The 17076-nt window shown below is 37.8% G+C and carries 14 protein-coding genes; 8 read left to right on the top strand and 6 right to left on the bottom strand.

Going from position 1 to position 17076, the window contains the following annotated elements:
* The first annotated feature begins 8 nt into the window (after positions 1-8).
* Both PSR12_RS15475 and PSR12_RS15470 read left to right on the top strand, forming a co-directional pair.
* Entirely contained in the window at positions 9-1589 is a 1581-nt protein-coding gene (locus PSR12_RS15475) for an ATP-binding protein (protein WP_423203067.1), read from the top strand.
* 18 nt (positions 1590-1607) lie between these two features.
* Positions 1608-2309, top strand: a complete 702-nt coding sequence (locus PSR12_RS15470; RefSeq protein WP_221680090.1) for a response regulator — start codon at positions 1608-1610, stop codon at positions 2307-2309.
* 46 nt (positions 2310-2355) lie between these two features.
* Here the strand turns inward: PSR12_RS15470 and PSR12_RS15465 are convergent, their stop codons facing one another.
* The 4 genes from PSR12_RS15465 to PSR12_RS15450 form a co-directional block, all read right to left on the bottom strand.
* Entirely contained in the window at positions 2356-3324 is a 969-nt protein-coding gene (locus PSR12_RS15465; RefSeq protein WP_004227216.1) for a 4-hydroxy-3-methylbut-2-enyl diphosphate reductase, read from the bottom strand.
* 76 nt (positions 3325-3400) lie between these two features.
* Positions 3401-3895 (bottom strand): VrrA/YqfQ family protein, encoded by a 495-nt coding sequence (vrrA, locus tag PSR12_RS15460; RefSeq protein ID WP_274769633.1) that lies wholly within the window; start codon positions 3893-3895, stop codon positions 3401-3403.
* A 165-nt stretch (positions 3896-4060) separates the two neighbouring features.
* Complete coding sequence (locus PSR12_RS15455) at positions 4061-4768, bottom strand: response regulator transcription factor (protein WP_221680091.1); 708 nt, start codon at positions 4766-4768, stop codon at positions 4061-4063.
* Positions 4761-7466 carry a sensor histidine kinase gene (locus PSR12_RS15450; protein WP_274769631.1) on the bottom strand — a complete coding sequence of 902 codons (2706 nt, stop codon included), beginning with the start codon at positions 7464-7466 and terminating at the stop codon, positions 4761-4763. The genes PSR12_RS15455 and PSR12_RS15450 overlap by 8 nt, the downstream gene beginning before the upstream one ends.
* Positions 7467-7839: 373 nt before the next feature.
* On the opposite strand from PSR12_RS15450, the gene kdpA reads away from it, so the two are divergent.
* The 3 genes from kdpA to kdpC are packed head-to-tail and all read left to right on the top strand — an operon-like array spanning position 7840 to position 12269.
* Positions 7840-9534 carry a potassium-transporting ATPase subunit KdpA gene (gene kdpA, locus PSR12_RS15445; protein WP_274769629.1) on the top strand — a complete coding sequence of 565 codons (1695 nt, stop codon included), beginning with the start codon at positions 7840-7842 and terminating at the stop codon, positions 9532-9534.
* A 15-nt stretch (positions 9535-9549) separates the two neighbouring features.
* Entirely contained in the window at positions 9550-11613 is a 2064-nt protein-coding gene (gene kdpB / locus PSR12_RS15440) for a potassium-transporting ATPase subunit KdpB (protein WP_274769628.1), read from the top strand.
* Positions 11614-11624: 11 nt separating this feature from the next.
* Complete coding sequence (gene kdpC / locus PSR12_RS15435; RefSeq protein ID WP_257520185.1) at positions 11625-12269, top strand: potassium-transporting ATPase subunit KdpC; 645 nt, start codon at positions 11625-11627, stop codon at positions 12267-12269.
* A 50-nt stretch (positions 12270-12319) separates the two neighbouring features.
* Here kdpC and PSR12_RS15430 read toward each other — a convergent pair whose 3' ends face one another.
* On the bottom strand, positions 12320-13375 hold the full coding sequence (locus PSR12_RS15430) for a 2,3-butanediol dehydrogenase (RefSeq protein WP_257520184.1): 1056 nt from the start codon (positions 13373-13375) through the stop codon (positions 12320-12322).
* Between the two features lie 293 nt (positions 13376-13668).
* On the opposite strand from PSR12_RS15430, the gene PSR12_RS15425 reads away from it, so the two are divergent.
* Together PSR12_RS15425 and PSR12_RS15420 are read left to right on the top strand one after the other, a co-directional pair.
* Positions 13669-14970, top strand: coding sequence for a DEAD/DEAH box helicase (locus PSR12_RS15425; protein WP_004227232.1), 1302 nt, complete (start codon positions 13669-13671; stop codon positions 14968-14970).
* 13 nt (positions 14971-14983) lie between these two features.
* Positions 14984-15877 carry a deoxyribonuclease IV gene (locus PSR12_RS15420; RefSeq protein ID WP_221680096.1) on the top strand — a complete coding sequence of 298 codons (894 nt, stop codon included), beginning with the start codon at positions 14984-14986 and terminating at the stop codon, positions 15875-15877.
* Between the two features lie 44 nt (positions 15878-15921).
* On the opposite strand, the gene PSR12_RS15415 is transcribed toward PSR12_RS15420, so the two are convergent.
* On the bottom strand, positions 15922-16158 hold the full coding sequence (locus PSR12_RS15415) for a Nif11 family protein (RefSeq protein ID WP_004227236.1): 237 nt from the start codon (positions 16156-16158) through the stop codon (positions 15922-15924).
* 165 nt (positions 16159-16323) lie between these two features.
* Between PSR12_RS15415 and PSR12_RS15410 the strand changes: the two genes are divergently transcribed.
* Positions 16324-17070: a metal ABC transporter ATP-binding protein gene (locus PSR12_RS15410; RefSeq protein WP_004227240.1), complete on the top strand. Its 747-nt coding sequence runs from the start codon at positions 16324-16326 to the stop codon at positions 17068-17070.
* The last annotated feature ends 6 nt before the right edge of the window (positions 17071-17076 follow it).

The following is a 17076-nucleotide window of genomic DNA, read 5'->3' as shown; positions in this document are numbered from 1 at the left end:
AGTTATCCATGCAAAGAAAAATTATGTCTCTGACTTTTTTTATTCTCATGCTTTCCTTTAGCATTGGCGGTACTTTTTTGTTAGGTTTTGTCATGAATGAGCAAAAGACTAAACTAAGTGATCAAGCACTCCTTGTAGCAAAAACCGTCTCACAGCTTCCTGAAATAAAAACATATATTGCTAGTGAAAATTACTATGATGCCGTACAGCATATTAATCCTGTTGTAGAAGAAATCCGTGATATCAATGGGGCAAAATATATTGTTGTTCTTGATATGCAACGACGAAAATATTCTCATCCTAATAGCCAGGAACTTGGTCGAATATCACAATCTGGCGATTTAAACGCTGCTTTTTCAGAGCACTACTATACGTCGATTGCACGTGGGGAACATGGTAATATGGTTCGTGCGTTTGTTCCGATTATGAATCATGAAGGACAACAAATAGGTGTTACGGTAGTAGGGTACAGTGTTCTTACGGTAGTGGAGTTACTGCAAACAATGCAAACCGAACTAATGATTACTGTTCTATTATCGTTACTATTTAGTGCATGGGGAGCACGAACATTGGGGCTTCATATGAAAAAACAAATGTTTGGGTTAGAGCCGCATGAAATTGCCAAAATGTATGTAGAACGTACAGAAACGTTTAATGCCATGCACGAAGGTATCATTGCTATCGATAATGATTTGACCATTACGATTTTTAATGAAAAAGCCTGTGATATCTTAGGCGTTTATGAAAAACCCTCTAAATTGATAGGACAGAAAATCTTTCATGTCTTGCCAGACACACGACTTCCTGAAATTTTAGAGCTGGATCAGCCGTTATTTAATCGTGAGCTGTATATTAATAATCATAGTATTATGAGTAATCGAATTCCGATACAGGTTAATGGCGAAACTGTTGGGGCAGTAGCCATGTTTAAAGACCGTACGGAAGTGAAAAAGCTTGCAGAAGAATTAACAGGCGTTAGAGCATTTGTCCAAGCCCTTCGTGTACAAACACATGAACATAAAAATAAACTGCATACGATAGCCGGTCTTTTACAGCTAGGTCATCATGAACAGGCACTTTCTTACTTAACACAAGTGAAGGAAGAGCATGATGAAATCACTAATTTTTTAAACGAACGAATAAAAAATGAAAATATTTCTGGGCTATTGCTCAGTAAAATTTCCTACGCGAAGGAACAAGGAATTCGATTGGAAATTGACCGTGAAAGCCGATTAACATCATTTCCAGCTAATTTGGATCATCATGATTTTGTCATTCTCTTTGGTAATTTGATAGAAAATGCATTTGATGCATTAAAGGATGTACAGGTCGAGGAGAAGGTGATTCATGTTTCTGTGGATGAAGATGATGACGTATTAGCCATATTAGTAACTGATAATGGTGTTGGCATGACGGAAGAGGTCAAGCAGCACATTTTTGATAATGGTTATTCTACAAAAGAGAAAAACTACCGTGGAATAGGGTTATTTTTAATAAAGGAAATCGTCGAAAAAGGACAGGGTGACATCGAAGTCATCACTGAGCCTAACAAAGGAACAAGTTTTTTAATCACCTTTTATTATTCTTAATGGGATGGAGGGCTAGCAGTGGCACAGATCAGAGTATTATTAATTGAGGATGATCCAATGGTACGAGAGGTAAATCGTCAATTTATTGAAAAGGTAGAGCATTTTCAAGTGGTTGGACAGGCACCTAATGGATTAGAAGGTATTACGCAAATTTGTCTTCTGAAGCCTGATTTAGTTTTTATGGATATTTTTATGCCAGAGCAAGATGGTATTACAAGCTTACGCAAAATACGTGAGCTCGATCTCCCAGTAGATGTTATTACCGTGACGGCTGCAAATGATATGGAGACAGTGAAACAGATACTACATCTAGGTGTTTTTGATTATATTATGAAGCCCTTTTCTTTTGAACGTGTTAAAGGGACACTTGACAATTATTTACGCTTTAACAAGCAAACTCAAACAGAACGTGAGCTCACACAGGGAGAATTAGATCAGTTATTTCATTATCGTGATGGACAAACCCTATTGGATCAATCTGTTACATTGAAATCCGAGAAAAATCTCCCAAAAGGTTTTAATCGTACAACACTTGAAAAGGTTGTGCACTTTTTACAATCGGTGGATGGTGCTTCAGCAGAAGAAGTAGCCAGTGGAATTGGCATTGCCCGCGTAACAGCTAGAAGATATTTAGATTATCTTGAAAAACAAGAGGAAATTACAATGGATGTCCATTATGGTGGCATTGGGCGTCCTATAAACTATTACTTTAGTAAATAAAGAAAATCCTGATTGTCATTATGCAATCAGGATTTTTTGCGAGTAATTAATAAGGCATGATTTTATCAACAGGTGTTGCTGTCTTAATCTTTGGCAGAATTTTATCTAGTGTCACTGTACGCTTAATCTCGTGTGTAGATGGATCATTTTCATCAAATTGATCAAGGAAGTTAATAACCTCTTTTACAATTGGCGTTGGCGTAGAAGCACCTGCTGTTACAGCAACGATGTTGATACCTTTTAACCATTCTACTTTTAGCTCTGAAACATCTGCAATGCGATAGGATGGTGTTCCTGCAATTTCTACAGAAACTTGTGTTAAGCGGTTCGAGTTATTGGATTTAGGATCACCAACAACAATAAGTAAATCCGCTTCACCTGCTTGCTGAGCAACAGCCTCTTGACGGACTTGTGTAGCTAAACAGATCTCTTTGTGTACCTCAATATGTGGGAATTTTTCTTTTAAACTATCCATTAAATGGGCGACATCCCATTGGCTCATTGTCGTTTGATTTGTGACAAGTAATTTATCATTCGTTAATTGTAAAGCATCAATATCGTTAGAAGACTGAACTAAGTGGACATGATCCGGGGCAACGCCAATAGCACCCTCTGGTTCGGGATGTCCTTTTTTACCAATATAAATAATGTCATAGCCTTCTGCTGATTTTTCACGAATTAAATCGTGGGTAACTGTTACATCAGGACATGTAGCATCAATGGACACTAAGCCTTTTCGCTTCGCAATCTCACGAATTTCCGGTGAAACACCATGTGCTGTAAAAATGACAGTACCTGTTTCAACTTGTTCAATAATTTCTAGGCGGTTATCACCATCTAACGTGATGATACCATCCTCTTCAAACGCATCTGTGACGTGTTTATTATGCACAATCATCCCTAAGATGTAGATAGGTCTTGGTAATGTTTTATCAAGTGCGGCGTTACGAGCGATCACCATCGCATCCACAACACCGTAGCAATAGCCACGTGGATTAATTTTTAATACTTGCATGGTGGTTGTGACTCCTTTCAAGCTTACCTATCTACATTATAACGGACAGTGACAGTGAATACAAAGAAACGTTCATTTACATTGGTGGTTGGAAAATACGTGGTTTAGATGGAAGTGGCTCGGGCGGCGTAAATGATGCACTTTGCCTAGATGACCGTCTACTTCCAGCAGCCTTACTATCGCTTCCTGCTGCTTCAGTTGCTCCACCGCCAGCGGAAGGGAGTCCTTGGAATCCTTTATACAATTTTAAGAGTGATGGAATATTTTTCACCATCGGCATAGCTTGTTGGATATAAGGGGTATAGTTTTTGGCTGTATTAAATAAACTATTGGCTTGCTGTAAAAATGAACCGACTTTCGAAGCTTCTTGCACAGGTGGCATCGGCATTTGCCCTCCAAATGAACCTATTCCATTAGCCATTGGAAAGCCGCCTGGAATTCGTGGTTGAACAGGGAAGCCTCCAGGCGGGAAAAAGGACTGTGGCGACATCTGTGGAGGTGTTTGCATGGGCATGGGCATTCTCATGCCACCCGGATACATTGGGTATGGATAAGGTGGTCGAAATACCATAATGATCTCCTTTCTACTTGTTTTTCATTGATGACATACCTGACTATAGCTATGATATGCAAAGGCTAATAGGAGGGTTCGATAAAGCTAAATAAAATCAAATGTAATATGGAATTTGTAAAGTAAAGTAGAAGGCCAAATACAACTAGACCTTAGGTTCCAAATTCATTCATCCTCTTCATGATAGCGAAGCATTCGATAGCCTATCCGTACATGTGTCTGAATAAGTTTGGGCTGTGCTGGATTAACTTCTATTTTTTTTCGAAGTGTAGCCATAAATACTCGTAAACTTGGAACATCTGATTGAAGAGCATTTTGCCAGATTTCCTTTAAAATATAATTATGTGTTAGAACTTTTCCAACATTTTTGGATAAAACAATTAAAAGTTTATATTCAATCGGCGTTACATGTATTTCTTTTCCATTTACAAATACTGTTTGATCAACATAATTAATTTGAAGATAACCATTTGTGAAAATGGGATTCTCTTTTTCAAGTGGTTGTTCATAGGCCATTCTTCTTAAGGCAACCCGAATTCTTGCTAATAATTCTTCCACACTAAATGGTTTAGTTACATAATCATCTGCACCTGCATCCAAAGCATTAATTTTATCATGTTCTTCTCCACGAGCACTTACGACGATAATTGGTGTTTGATTCCAACTTCTAATTTTTGTGATTAGTTCTACGCCATCTATGTCTGGTAGACCTAAATCTAAAATAAAAACGTCAGGTTTTATGGTAAGAGCCTTTTGAAGTGCACTACTACCATCACGTGCAATGTCGTATTCATAATGGTTTGTCGCTAATGTCATTTTAATTAAATTGGCAATTGCTACATCGTCCTCTACTACAAGAATTCGTTTACTCATCAAATTTCATTACTCCTTTTTTCAGTGAAAAGTTAAAAATCGTTCCTTGAGGTTTATTATCTGAAACGTTTATGCTGCTACCATGTAATTTTAAAATTGTTTGACAGAGTGCCAAGCCTAAACCAAGACCTCGTCTACTATCGCTGCGCTGTACTTTTCCAGTTGTAAATGGCTCAAACAAGCTACTTTTTAAAGCGTCATCGATTCCAGGCCCATTATCAGAAATACTAAAACTTACGAACCCATCAGATTCTTTCACTATAATAGTAATGGCACTGCCTGGTGGGGTGTAAGTCAATGCATTATCGATGATATTAATGAAAACTTGTATGATTAATCGAGCATCCATTACAGCAAATAAAAACTCAGGTTTAATTTCATAAGATATTTTATGTGTATTGTTGTGACGAACAACATGGGAAAGTGCCTCTTGAATAATATCTTCTACTAGTTCAATTTGCATTTCTAACGCAAATTGCCCATCCTCTAACTTAGATACAGCTAGTAAATTTTCAACCATTTGTACAAGCCATTTTGAATTTTTATAAATATCTTCATATAATTTATTTTTTTCAATCTCTGGTATTAGTGATGCATTGTTGAGTAATATATCTGCATTTCCAGAGATAGCAGTGAGTGGTGTCCTAAGGTCATGAGAGATTGCACGTAAAAGGTTAGCTCGCATCTGTTCCATTTCAGCTTCTCGCGCTACTTCCTCATTAAGTTTCTGTAAATACCATTTATCCAAGGCGAATGAAAAATCATTAATAATGGCGTGCAAAATATTGCGCTCAAATGCAGGCAATGGGGAGACTTTAGATAGGGCAATACCTATAACACCCTTCACATCTCCATTAGAGATTACAGGTATATAATAAGCGTTCACTTCAGGAAATATGTCTGTGGATACACCTGCTACATGCCTATTATTTGTCACCCAACTAACAACACCACATTCATTTGGATTATCGAAAAGTACAGCTATTTTTTGATTTTCACTACTAGACATTGTTTCAGTACGAAAGAAAGAGGATTTCTCAATTACCTGGTTATTTATTTCGAAAAATTGTACAGGCTTTTCTACTAATTTAACAATTTGAGACATGCCTTCAACTATTATTTCTTCCATAGACTTAGCATGTTGAAGCCTACGATTTGTTTCAAGGAGTACCTCCATTCGATAAGATTTACGAATGGCTATAATGGTTTGCTCCTTTATCTTCTTTGTTAAGCTACTCGTAATTACTCCGGAAATAAACATGATAAAAAATGTCATTGGATAGTCACGATGATAAGCATCAAATGAAAATCGAGGCTCTGTAAAAAAGTAATTAAAAAGTAAGACAGCAATAATGGAGTTAATAATACTCATCATCGACCCTGTTGACCAAATAGCAAGGATGAGGACCCCTAAAATGTAAATTGTAATGATGTTTGACTCGCTTATACCAATTGTATATAGATATAAGCCGACAACTGATATGAAGCAAAATACGATAAACATTTTGAACAAATCAAGCCATTCAAATGATAATTTATTACTGATACTTGGAAAATAAAATGGTTCATTTTCTTGATCTGGTACGATGTGTAGAGCTAAGTTCGGAACAAATTCATTCAGGCGGTCACTTATTTTTGTGCTAGGTCGCCACCATTTTTTCCTCATACTTGTTCGTCCGATAACAAGTTTTGTGACCCCGCTAATTTGAGCATAATTAGCAAGGGCTGCTGCTACGTCGTCTTCTTGAACAATGACGACATGGCCGCCAAGCTGTTCAACAAGTTTAATGTGTTGTTGTAATCGTTCAGAATTTGCACTATTTCCTTCATTCTCCTGCAGGTTTTGCACATAAAGAGCAGTAAATTTACCGTGTAATGCTTGTGCAAGTCTTGCAGTGGTTCTAATAACTTTTGCATTTGTAGGAGAACTACTGATACCAACTAGTAGGTGTTCTTCTATTTGTACAGGGTGTTTGACAGATTCTTGGTTGTTTAGTTGTTTATAGTTAATTGTATCCGCTGCTCTACGTAATGCGATTTCTCGTAATGACACTAAATTTTGTTTGCGGAAAAAAGAATGCAGTGCTTTTTCCGCTTGTTGCTTTGCATAAACTTTCCCTTCTTGTAGGCGTTGTATTAGCTCATCTGGTTCAATGTCTACGACTTTTATTTGAGATGCTTGATCAATTAAGTAATCAGGGATACGCTCTCGTACTTTAATATCAGTAATTTCTTCTACTAAGTCATGAAGGCTTTCAATATGTTGAATATTTACAGTTGTATAAACATGAATCCCCTTTGAAAGTAGTTCTTCAACATCTCCAAAACGCTTCTTGTGCCGCATTGTTGGAACATTGGAATGTGCCAATTCATCGATAAGAACAATTTCTGGCTTGCGCTGCAATACGGCATCAATATCTAATTCATAAAAAGCTTTGCCTCTATAGGTTATTTTTTTCGTAGGAATTTGCTCAAGCCCTTCTAGTAAAGCTAACGTATCTGGACGAGGATGTGGTTCTACATAGCCAACCACCACATCTTTACCTAATTTTTGAGCTTGATGTGCGGCATCTAACATTGCGTACGTTTTACCTACTCCAGCAGCATAACCGAGAAAGATTTTTAAATTCCCTACAAATTGTTGCTCCTGTTGAAGTCTTGCTAAAAACATCTCAGGAGTTGGACGTGTATTTTCCATCCTCGTTCACCTCATTTGTATTATAGCGTTAACTTCCATTAAGAAAGTATAAAGATTTTGCCTCTTTATGCTTTCTTAATAGAAAAGTAGATTTCCTAACACTACATTAATTTGAAAGTGAGTATGATGAAAACAACCTGAATGAAGGAGGGGTATTATATTGATGGACTTTTATATGGTTGTATTGCTACTGATAAGCTTTGGAAGTCTTTTGTCATTAACCACATGGTGCTTCAAACTAGTAGATGAGCAATAAGGAGGAAATAGAAATGTGGATTTTTATTGGAATTGTACTTGTGTTCTTGTTTGGTTATCTAGGGCATGCATTACTTTGTCCTGAAAATTATTAAAGGCTGTTAGGAGGTAATGCACTATGTGGCAAATAGCCATCGTATTAATTATTTATTTACCGCTCGTTATCTTAACTGGGCATTATCTATATCGGGTAACATTACACCAAAAAACTTGGCTTGATCCTATTCTAGACAAAGTTGACGCAGTCATTTATAAATTGTGTGGCATTAAACAAGTAGATATGAATGGTAAAGAATATGTACTTTCATTAATACTTTCAAATGCATTTATGGTTTTTATTGGATATATTTTGTTGCGCATTCAAGCTTTACTGTTTTTAAATCCAAATAATATTAGCAGTATGGAAGCTACACTTTCATTTAACACGATCATTTCTTTTATGACGAATACAAACCTTCAACATTATAGTGGTGAATCTGGACTCAGCTATTTATCACAGATGCTAGTCATTATCTTCATGATGTTTACATCTGCAGCTACGGGTTATGCAGCTTGTATGGCATTCTGTCGTCGTCTTGTTGCAAAAACAGATACTATTGAGAATTTCTTTATTGATTTTGTTCGTGTTATTACGCGTATTTTAATGCCTATCTCCATCGTTGTTGCCATTATCTTAGTATCTCAAGGGACACCACAAACCTTAAGTGCAAATAAAACAGTACAAACGATCGAAGGAAAATTACAAGATATTGCACTTGGACCTGTCGCTTCTCTAGAATCAATTAAGCATGTAGGTACGAATGGTGGGGGCTTTAACGGAGCCAATTCAACAACACCTTTTGAAAATCCAACCGTTCTCTCAAATGTAGTGGAGATGTTATCGATGATGCTATTGCCGGGCGCTTGTGTAGTTGCCTTTAGTTTGATGATCGCTTATAGAAAAAAGAAAACTATTTTTGGAAAACAAGGTTTAGCTATTTTTGCGGCAATGAGTATATTGTTTCTACTCGGATTAGTGACTGTGTACATAGCAGAGAAGGCTGGTAATCCAATGATAAGTGAACTCGGTATAACACAGGAGCTAGGGAGCATGGAAGGGAAAGAAATGCGTTTTGGAGTAGTACAATCAGCATTATTTACCACTGTCACTACCGCGTTCACAACAGGATCTGTTAACAATATGCACGATACATTGACGCCTCTTGGTGGTCTAGTGCCGATGTTTAATATGATGCTAAATGTTGTGTTTGGTGGTAAAGGGGTCGGCCTGATGAACATGATGATGTATGTTCTACTAACAATTTTTATTGCCTGTTTAATGATTGGGCGATCTCCTCAGTTTTTAGGTAAAAAGATTGAAGAGAAAGAAATGAAGTTAATTGCACTATGCATTTTGATTCATCCGGCTATTATTTTGCTATTTTCAGCACTAGCAGTTGTAACACCAACAGGATTAGCAGGAATAACGAATCCAGGTGCACACGGATTATCACAGGTTTTATATGAGTTTGCTTCGGCCTCTGCCAACAACGGCTCAGGGTTTGAAGGGTTAGCAGATAATTCCACATTTTGGAACGTAACAACAGGACTTGCCATGTTCTTTGGACGATATTTAACCATAATCATTCAACTGGCGATTGCGTCTCTACTTGCCAAAAAGTTTTGGCACAGTGATTCAATAGGAACATTAAAAACGGATAATACTACTTTCACTTTTTTACTTGTGGCTATCGTTTTAATGATTGGTGCGCTAACATTTTTACCAGCTTTAGCACTTGGTCCAATTACAGAGCATTTACAACTTTATTCTTAATGGAGGAGAGAGCATATGGAAACAGTAAAAAAGAGTTTTTTGACAAGTAAGATGCTGAAAAATGCCATGATAGATGCTTTAAAGAAGTTTAGTCCCACTTATATGCTAAAAAACCCTGTTATGTTTGTTGTAGAAGTAGGATTTTTGTTTGTGCTGCTATTAGTTCTTTTTCCAAATATGTTTGGGAGTGTAGTAGAAGAACACGCTCGATTATACAATGGAATAGTTGCTATCCTACTTTTTATTACAATTCTATTTGCTAATTTTGCAGAGTCAATTGCAGAAGGAAGAGGTAAAGCACAAGTTCAAACTTTAAAAAAAACAAAGACAGTGACACAGGCTCGTGTTTTGCTTCATGATGGTACGGAAATCTTTAAACAGGCCAATGACCTAAAAAAAGGAGATATCGTATTAGTTCAAGCTGGAGAGGTAATTCCAAATGATGGAGAAGTCATTGATGGCATTGCAACTGTGGATGAATCAGCAATAACAGGTGAATCTGCCCCTGTTGTAAAAGAACGAGGTGGAGATTTTTCATCCGTTACGGGTGGTACAACGGTTACGAGTGATTGGTTGATGATTGAAATTACTTCATTGCCTGGTGAATCATTTCTGGATAAAATGATTACGCTAATTGAAGGGGCTAGCCGTAAGAAAACACCAAATGAAATAGCCCTTAATACACTTCTAGTAAGTTTAACAATTATCTTTCTGTTAGTGGTAGTGTCCCTCTATCCAATGACTATTTATTTGAATGTGCCAATTTCTATCGCAACATTAATAGCACTTACAGTTTGTTTAATTCCTACGACGATTGGTGGATTATTATCCGCAATTGGTATTGCTGGTATGGATAGGGTAACACAATTTAACGTCATCGCAATGTCTGGAAGAGCGGTGGAAGCCTGCGGAGATGTGGATACATTAATCTTAGATAAGACTGGCACGATAACATATGGCAATCGAATGGCAGCTGAGTTTCTACCAGTAAAAGGAGTTGTCAGGGAAGAGTTAATGCAAGCTGCATGGCTTAGTTCTCTAACAGATGATACACCTGAGGGAAAATCTATCTTAACGCTTGCTTGCGAATTAGGGGTGAATACGGACGGTGAAAAAAACATTATCCAAACAAGTAAACATATTCCCTTTACTGCACAAACACGAATGAGTGGCTTGGATAGGGTGGATGGCACAAAAATTCGAAAAGGTGCCTACGATACAATAAAAAGAGAGAGTTTGAAGGCAGGGTACAGTATTCCTTCAAATTTAGAGTTGCTGGTTCAACAAGTATCTACAGTAGGGGGGACGCCTCTGGTCGTAGCACTGAATGATAAGATTTTAGGCGTTATTTATCTTAAGGATATTGTCAAGGCTGGACTAAAGGAACGTTTTGAACAGCTTCGTGAAATGGGAATTAAAACCATTATGTGTACAGGAGATAATCCACTTACTGCAGCAGCCATTGCAAAGGAAGCTGGGGTAGATAGCTTTATCGCAGAAAGCAAACCTGAGGATAAGATTCAAGTCATTAAGGATGAACAGGCACAAGGGAAGGTAGTAGCAATGACTGGTGATGGTACAAATGATGCACCAGCATTAGCGCAGGCCAATGTCGGGCTAGCGATGAATTCAGGTACAAATGCAGCAAAAGAAGCAGCTAACATGGTTGATTTAGATTCAAACCCAACTAAAATTATTGAAATTGTAGAGATAGGGAAGCAGCTTCTGATGACTCGTGGCGCTTTAACAACATTTAGTATCGCTAACGATATAGCAAAATATTTTGCCATCATACCTGCTATGTTGATGGTGGCTGTGCCTGAGATGAGCGCATTAAACATAATGAAACTTAATTCTTCAACAAGTGCGATTATTTCTGCCTTAATTTTTAATGCAGTCATTATTCCCTTGTTAATTCCAATTGCAATAAAGGGTGTAACGTATAAACCTATGAGTGCTTCAAAACTTTTGAATAAAAATTTATTAGTCTATGGTTTAGGTGGTATTATAGCCCCTTTTATTGGGATTAAGTTAATTGACATACTAGTTGGTCCACTTTGCCGTAGTTTTGGGCTATAGGAGGAAGGTACATGCGGAAACTATTTGTGAACTTAAAGCAAGCAATTCTTATTACAATAACAATGTTTATACTGTGTGGGCTAATCTACCCGTTTGCGGTGACTGCTTTAGCTCAAGGATTACTTCATCATCAAGCAAATGGTAGTTTACTAGAAATCAATGGTAAAGCTGTTGGTTCAGAACTGATCGGTCAATCCTTTTCAGCACCATCATATTTCTGGGGACGTGTTTCAGCCATTCATTATAATGTTTATACTGAGGATGATACGGTACCAGACAAAAATGGTCAGTTAAATTATAGTGGAGTGACCTCTGGAACTTTTAACTATGCACCATCTAATCCAGAATTGAAGAAGCGAATTGAAGCAGATATCAAGAAGTTTCTACTAGCAAACCCAACAGTAAAACGCCAAGATATACCTGCAGATTTAATGACCGCTTCTGGCTCAGGGCTGGATCCACATATTAGTGTGAAGGCTGCAAACATTCAAGTGAAGCGCATTGCCCTAGCAAGCGGTCTTTCAGAAGATGAGATTGAAAAAATCATTGAAGAAAATACGGAGAAACGAACACTAGGGATCTTTGGAGAAAATAAAGTGAACGTTCTAATGGCAAATTTAACAATCATGAAAAAAATGGATAATAAACAACAATAATAACCATAAAATCAGGTAGAGAAATGCTTGGTTCTCTACCTGATCGTATTTTATGCTTGAGAATTTACAAGAATTTTAATATGATTACGTTCCTTCATTAATGCCTCAAAGCCTTCTGTTACCACTTCATCAAGAGCAATTCGTTTCGTTACAAGCTTGTCTGCAGGGAAGTAACCTTGTGTCATCAGCTCCATTACGGCTGGGAAGATATCGCGGTAGGCAATAATTCCTTTGACTGTTCGCTCTGATAGAACGATATTGTTCGGTTGGATAGCAGCTGTAGACTCCCAAATCGATACGATGATTGTTTCACCTTCAAAAGTTGTGGAGTCAATAGCTTGTTGTAATACCACAGGAACGCCCGTTACTTCAAAGGCAACATCTACACCACCATTTGTTAATTCATGTAGACGCACAACGGCATCTTCATCTTTAGGGTTAATGACGGCTGTTGCACCAAGTTCTAAAGCTTTCGCGGCACGCTCTGCTGAAAGCTCTACAGCATAAATTTCTGCTGCGCCCGCTGCACGTAATGCTTCAATGACAAGAAGCCCAATTGGTCCTGTTCCAAAGACGGCAGCTTTGTCACCGGCTTTTAATTTACTTTGACGCACGGCATGTAAAGCGACTGCTGCTGGTTCTACAAGTGCTCCTTGCTCATAAGAAAGCCCTTCTGGCATTTTGTGAACCATTTTTTCATCTACCATTGTATATTCGGAGAATCCTCCGCCACCGCCTGAAAGACCATGGAAACCTAAATGTTTACAAATATTATATTTACCTTTTTTACAGGCAGCACATTCGCCACATGCAAGGATTGGTTCTACTACTACAGGATCACCAATTTTAACAGATGTAACACCATCGCCAATTTCAACTACTTCACCTGAAAATTCATGTCCCATTACAATAGGTGCTATGTCTTTACTTACATAGTGAGGTTGCTCCACTGGAATAAAGATTGGCCCAGCTGCGTATTCATGTAAATCACTGCCACAAATCCCTGTCCAATGTACTTTGATTTTTACTTTTCCAGGTGCGATGACTGGTTCTTCAATGTTTTCTACACGGATGTCTTTTGCTTTATACCATCTTGCTGCTTTCATAATCTACCAACCTCCCATAATATCTTACAGCTCTATTATAACATGTGGGGAATCTGCTAATCATTAGTTCCCTATAAATTGACATAAAATTTACATATTACAAGCGTTTTCGAACATTGTTACAGCGCTTTTTTGATTGCATATTCTGCGTATTTCAAGTACCTTTGATAAGGGCTTTGTTACGGTGATAATAAAACATTAAAAATATGTTTATGCTAGTAAGAAATAGAACGTAAATATACCTTAAAGTTCGAATCATGGTACAATGAAAAAGATGTTAGGAGGAACGAATGATGTCAAAATATACTGATTATAATTTTCAGCCATTTTTGCAGGACGCCATTGCAAATCTTGGCTTTACAGAACCGACACCAATTCAAAAAGAAATTATTCCGCTTTTATTAAAAGGGAAAAGTGCTATTGGACAGGCACATACAGGAACAGGGAAAACACATAGTTTTTTAATTCCAATTGTTCAACGTATTGATGTAGAAAAACAGGAAGTACAGGCCGTTATTACTTCTCCTACACGAGAGTTAGCACAGCAAATTTTTGATGCATTAAATCAATTAATAGAAGGAACTGCTATTCAAGCAAAACTATTTATTGGGGGTACGGACAAACAACGCTCTATTGATAAATTAAAAACACAGCCACAAATTGTTGTTGGAACACCAGGACGTATTCGTGACCTTGTTTCAGCACAAGCGTTATTTGTGCATACAGCACCAATTTTAGTTGTCGATGAAGCGGATCTAGCTTTTGATATGGGCTTCATTGAAGAGATTGATGGATTTGCTTCACAGATGCCAGAAAAGCTTGAAATGTATGTTTTTTCTGCAACAATTCCAGAAAAACTTCAACCATTTTTAAAGAAATATATGGAAGCGCCAGTGCATGTCCATATGAATGATAAACGACCAGTGGCAGAAGGCATCGATTTTGTCCTTGTACCAGTGCGTTCAAAATCGCGTAATAAACGTTTATTAGAAGTCATTGAGGGCATTAATCCCTTTTTAGCTGTTATCTTTACCAACACACGTAAGACAGCAGAACACGTTGCTGGCTACTTAAATGAGCATGGTATCCGTTGTGGCCAAATTCACGGTGATTTAAGTCCACGTGATCGTAAAAAAATGATGAAGCAAATCCGTGATCTTGACTACCAATACATTGTAGCAACTGACTTAGCTGCTCGTGGTATTGATATCCAAGGCATTTCTCATGTTATTAACTACGAGATTCCAGAGGACTTAGAATTCTTTATTCACCGTGTTGGTCGAACAGCGCGTGCAGGCAATAAAGGGACAGCCATTACTTTATTTGAGCCATCAGACGAGGATGCAGTAGTTCGCGTAGAAAAAATGGGCATTCCTTTTGTGCAAAAAGATGTAAAAGATGGCGAATGGTCAGAGTTAAAAGAGCGTCATGCACGTAAAAACCGTGTGAAGCAAGAGAATGAAATTGATGTGAAAGCAAAATCGTTGGTACGTAAGCCCAAAAAGGTAAAACCTGGCTATAAACGTAATATGAAGTGGGAAATGGAAAAAATTAAAAAACGTGAACGTCGCTTAAAGGCACGCGGTAAAAAATAAGGGGGGCTTTTACATGTTACTTGGCTCACATGTTTCGATGAGCGGTAAAGAAATGCTACTCGGCTCTAGTAAAGAGGCACTGTCATACGGAGCCAATACATTTATGATTTATACTGGAGCACCGCAAAATACACGTCGCAAAGCCATTGCTGACTTGAACATTATGAATGGACTCCTGCATATGAAAGAGCATGGGATGACCAATATTGTTGTACATGCACCTTACATTATTAATATTGGCAATACGGAAAAACCAGAAACATTCCGTCTCGGTGTAGATTTTCTACAATCGGAAATTGAACGTACTGCGGCACTGGAGGCAACGCAAATTGTTTTACACCCTGGTGCCCATGTAGGTGCTGGTGCTGATGCTGGTATTGCTAAAATCATTGAAGGTTTAAATGAGGTACTATCTCAGGACTATCCCGTTCAAATTGCATTAGAAACCATGGCAGGGAAGGGGACAGAATGTGGGCGTTCCTTTGAAGAACTTGCTAAAATTATTGATGGTGTAACGAATAACGAGCGACTTTCAGTATGCTTTGATACTTGTCATACACATGATGCTGGCTATAATATCGTGGAAGATTTTGATGGTGTATTAAACGAATTTGATAAAATTATAGGCGTGGAACGCATTAAAGTATTGCATATCAATGACTCCAAAAATGTGCGCGGTGCAGGTAAGGATCGTCACGAAAATATTGGCTTTGGTCATATTGGCTTTGATGCCCTCAATTATGTAGTACACCATCCACAATTAATGGATGTTCCTAAAATTTTAGAAACACCCTTTGTCCCTCTCAAGAGTGACGCTAAATCTAAGGTAGCTCCGTATAAAGTGGAAATTGATATGTTACGAAACGGTACTTTTAAGCCTGAACATATTGAAGCTTTAAAAGGCTAAAAGCAATAACCCGAAATCAGGCTAGTTCTGATTTCGGGCTTTTTTTATTTTGTAAACAAGGCGATGAGTTGACGAGAGCGCTTTCTTCCTAAAACGGCCTCCACTTCAACAAGAATATCTTTAGGAATACCTAAAAATAGCCAAGAAAATGAGAATTGCTCCAAATAAGGTCGAAGTTTTTTTACTTCAGAAGTCGTAATGCTAAAGCCTTCTTCACGAGCAATCGCGACAATTTCCTTATCCGTGCTTTGTGCTAATTGCTGTAAAAATTGAATACTCAAAGTCAATCCTCCTTTATCTTATTTATTTTCACGAAATCATTTACACGCCTGCAATCAGCTGTTCGAAAAAGCATCCATCCTCTTTTCTTTACAAAAACTGCACTTTCCTTTATACTTACAATTTGTAAATCGTAATGATTTTGAATTAGAAAGAAGCGATCATGCATGAAAACAACACTAATTGACATTGAAAATGTGTCATTTCAATATGACTATACGCAAGTTTTAAAAAACATTTCTTTTCGTGTAGAAGAGGGAGATTTTTTAGCACTACTCGGCCCAAATGGTTCGGGAAAATCAACACTACTAAAAATAATTTTAGGTTTGCTGAAACCTTTATCCGGAGAAATAAAATTATTTGGTGAACCAAGTGCAAATTTTAAGCACCGTGAATGGATTGGCTATGTCTCGCAAAAATCCAATGCCTTTAATTCTGGGTTCCCGGCAACCGTGCAAGAGGTCGTGAAAAGTGGATTAACGAAAAAATTAGGGCTTTTTAAAAGACCTGGCCGAGATGCCAAAGACAAAGTACAAGAAGCTTTAAAGGCAGTTGGCATGGATGCTTATATGAATCGCAACATTGGAGAGCTATCTGGTGGACAACAACAACGTGTTTTTATTGCAAGAGCTTTAGTCAGTGATCCCAAACTGCTCATTTTAGATGAGCCAACTGTCGGCATTGATCACGAGAATGTGCAGTCATTTTATGATATGCTGGCGAAATTAAATCGGGAACAAGGAATTACGATGATTCTTGTCACACACGATGTCGATACGGTATCGAATCGTATCAGCCATGTAGCATGTTTGAATCAAACTATTCACTTCCACGGCTATAAAAATGAATTTGATAATATTTCTCAGGATGCGCTAGACGCTTGGTATGGCCATTCCGTGAGAAAGATTCACTAGAAGGAG

The organism is Lysinibacillus sp. G01H (assembly GCF_028872195.1).
Classification (GTDB): domain Bacteria; phylum Bacillota; class Bacilli; order Bacillales_A; family Planococcaceae; genus Lysinibacillus; species Lysinibacillus capsici.
This window is presented reverse-complemented; position numbering and strand designations above follow the sequence as displayed.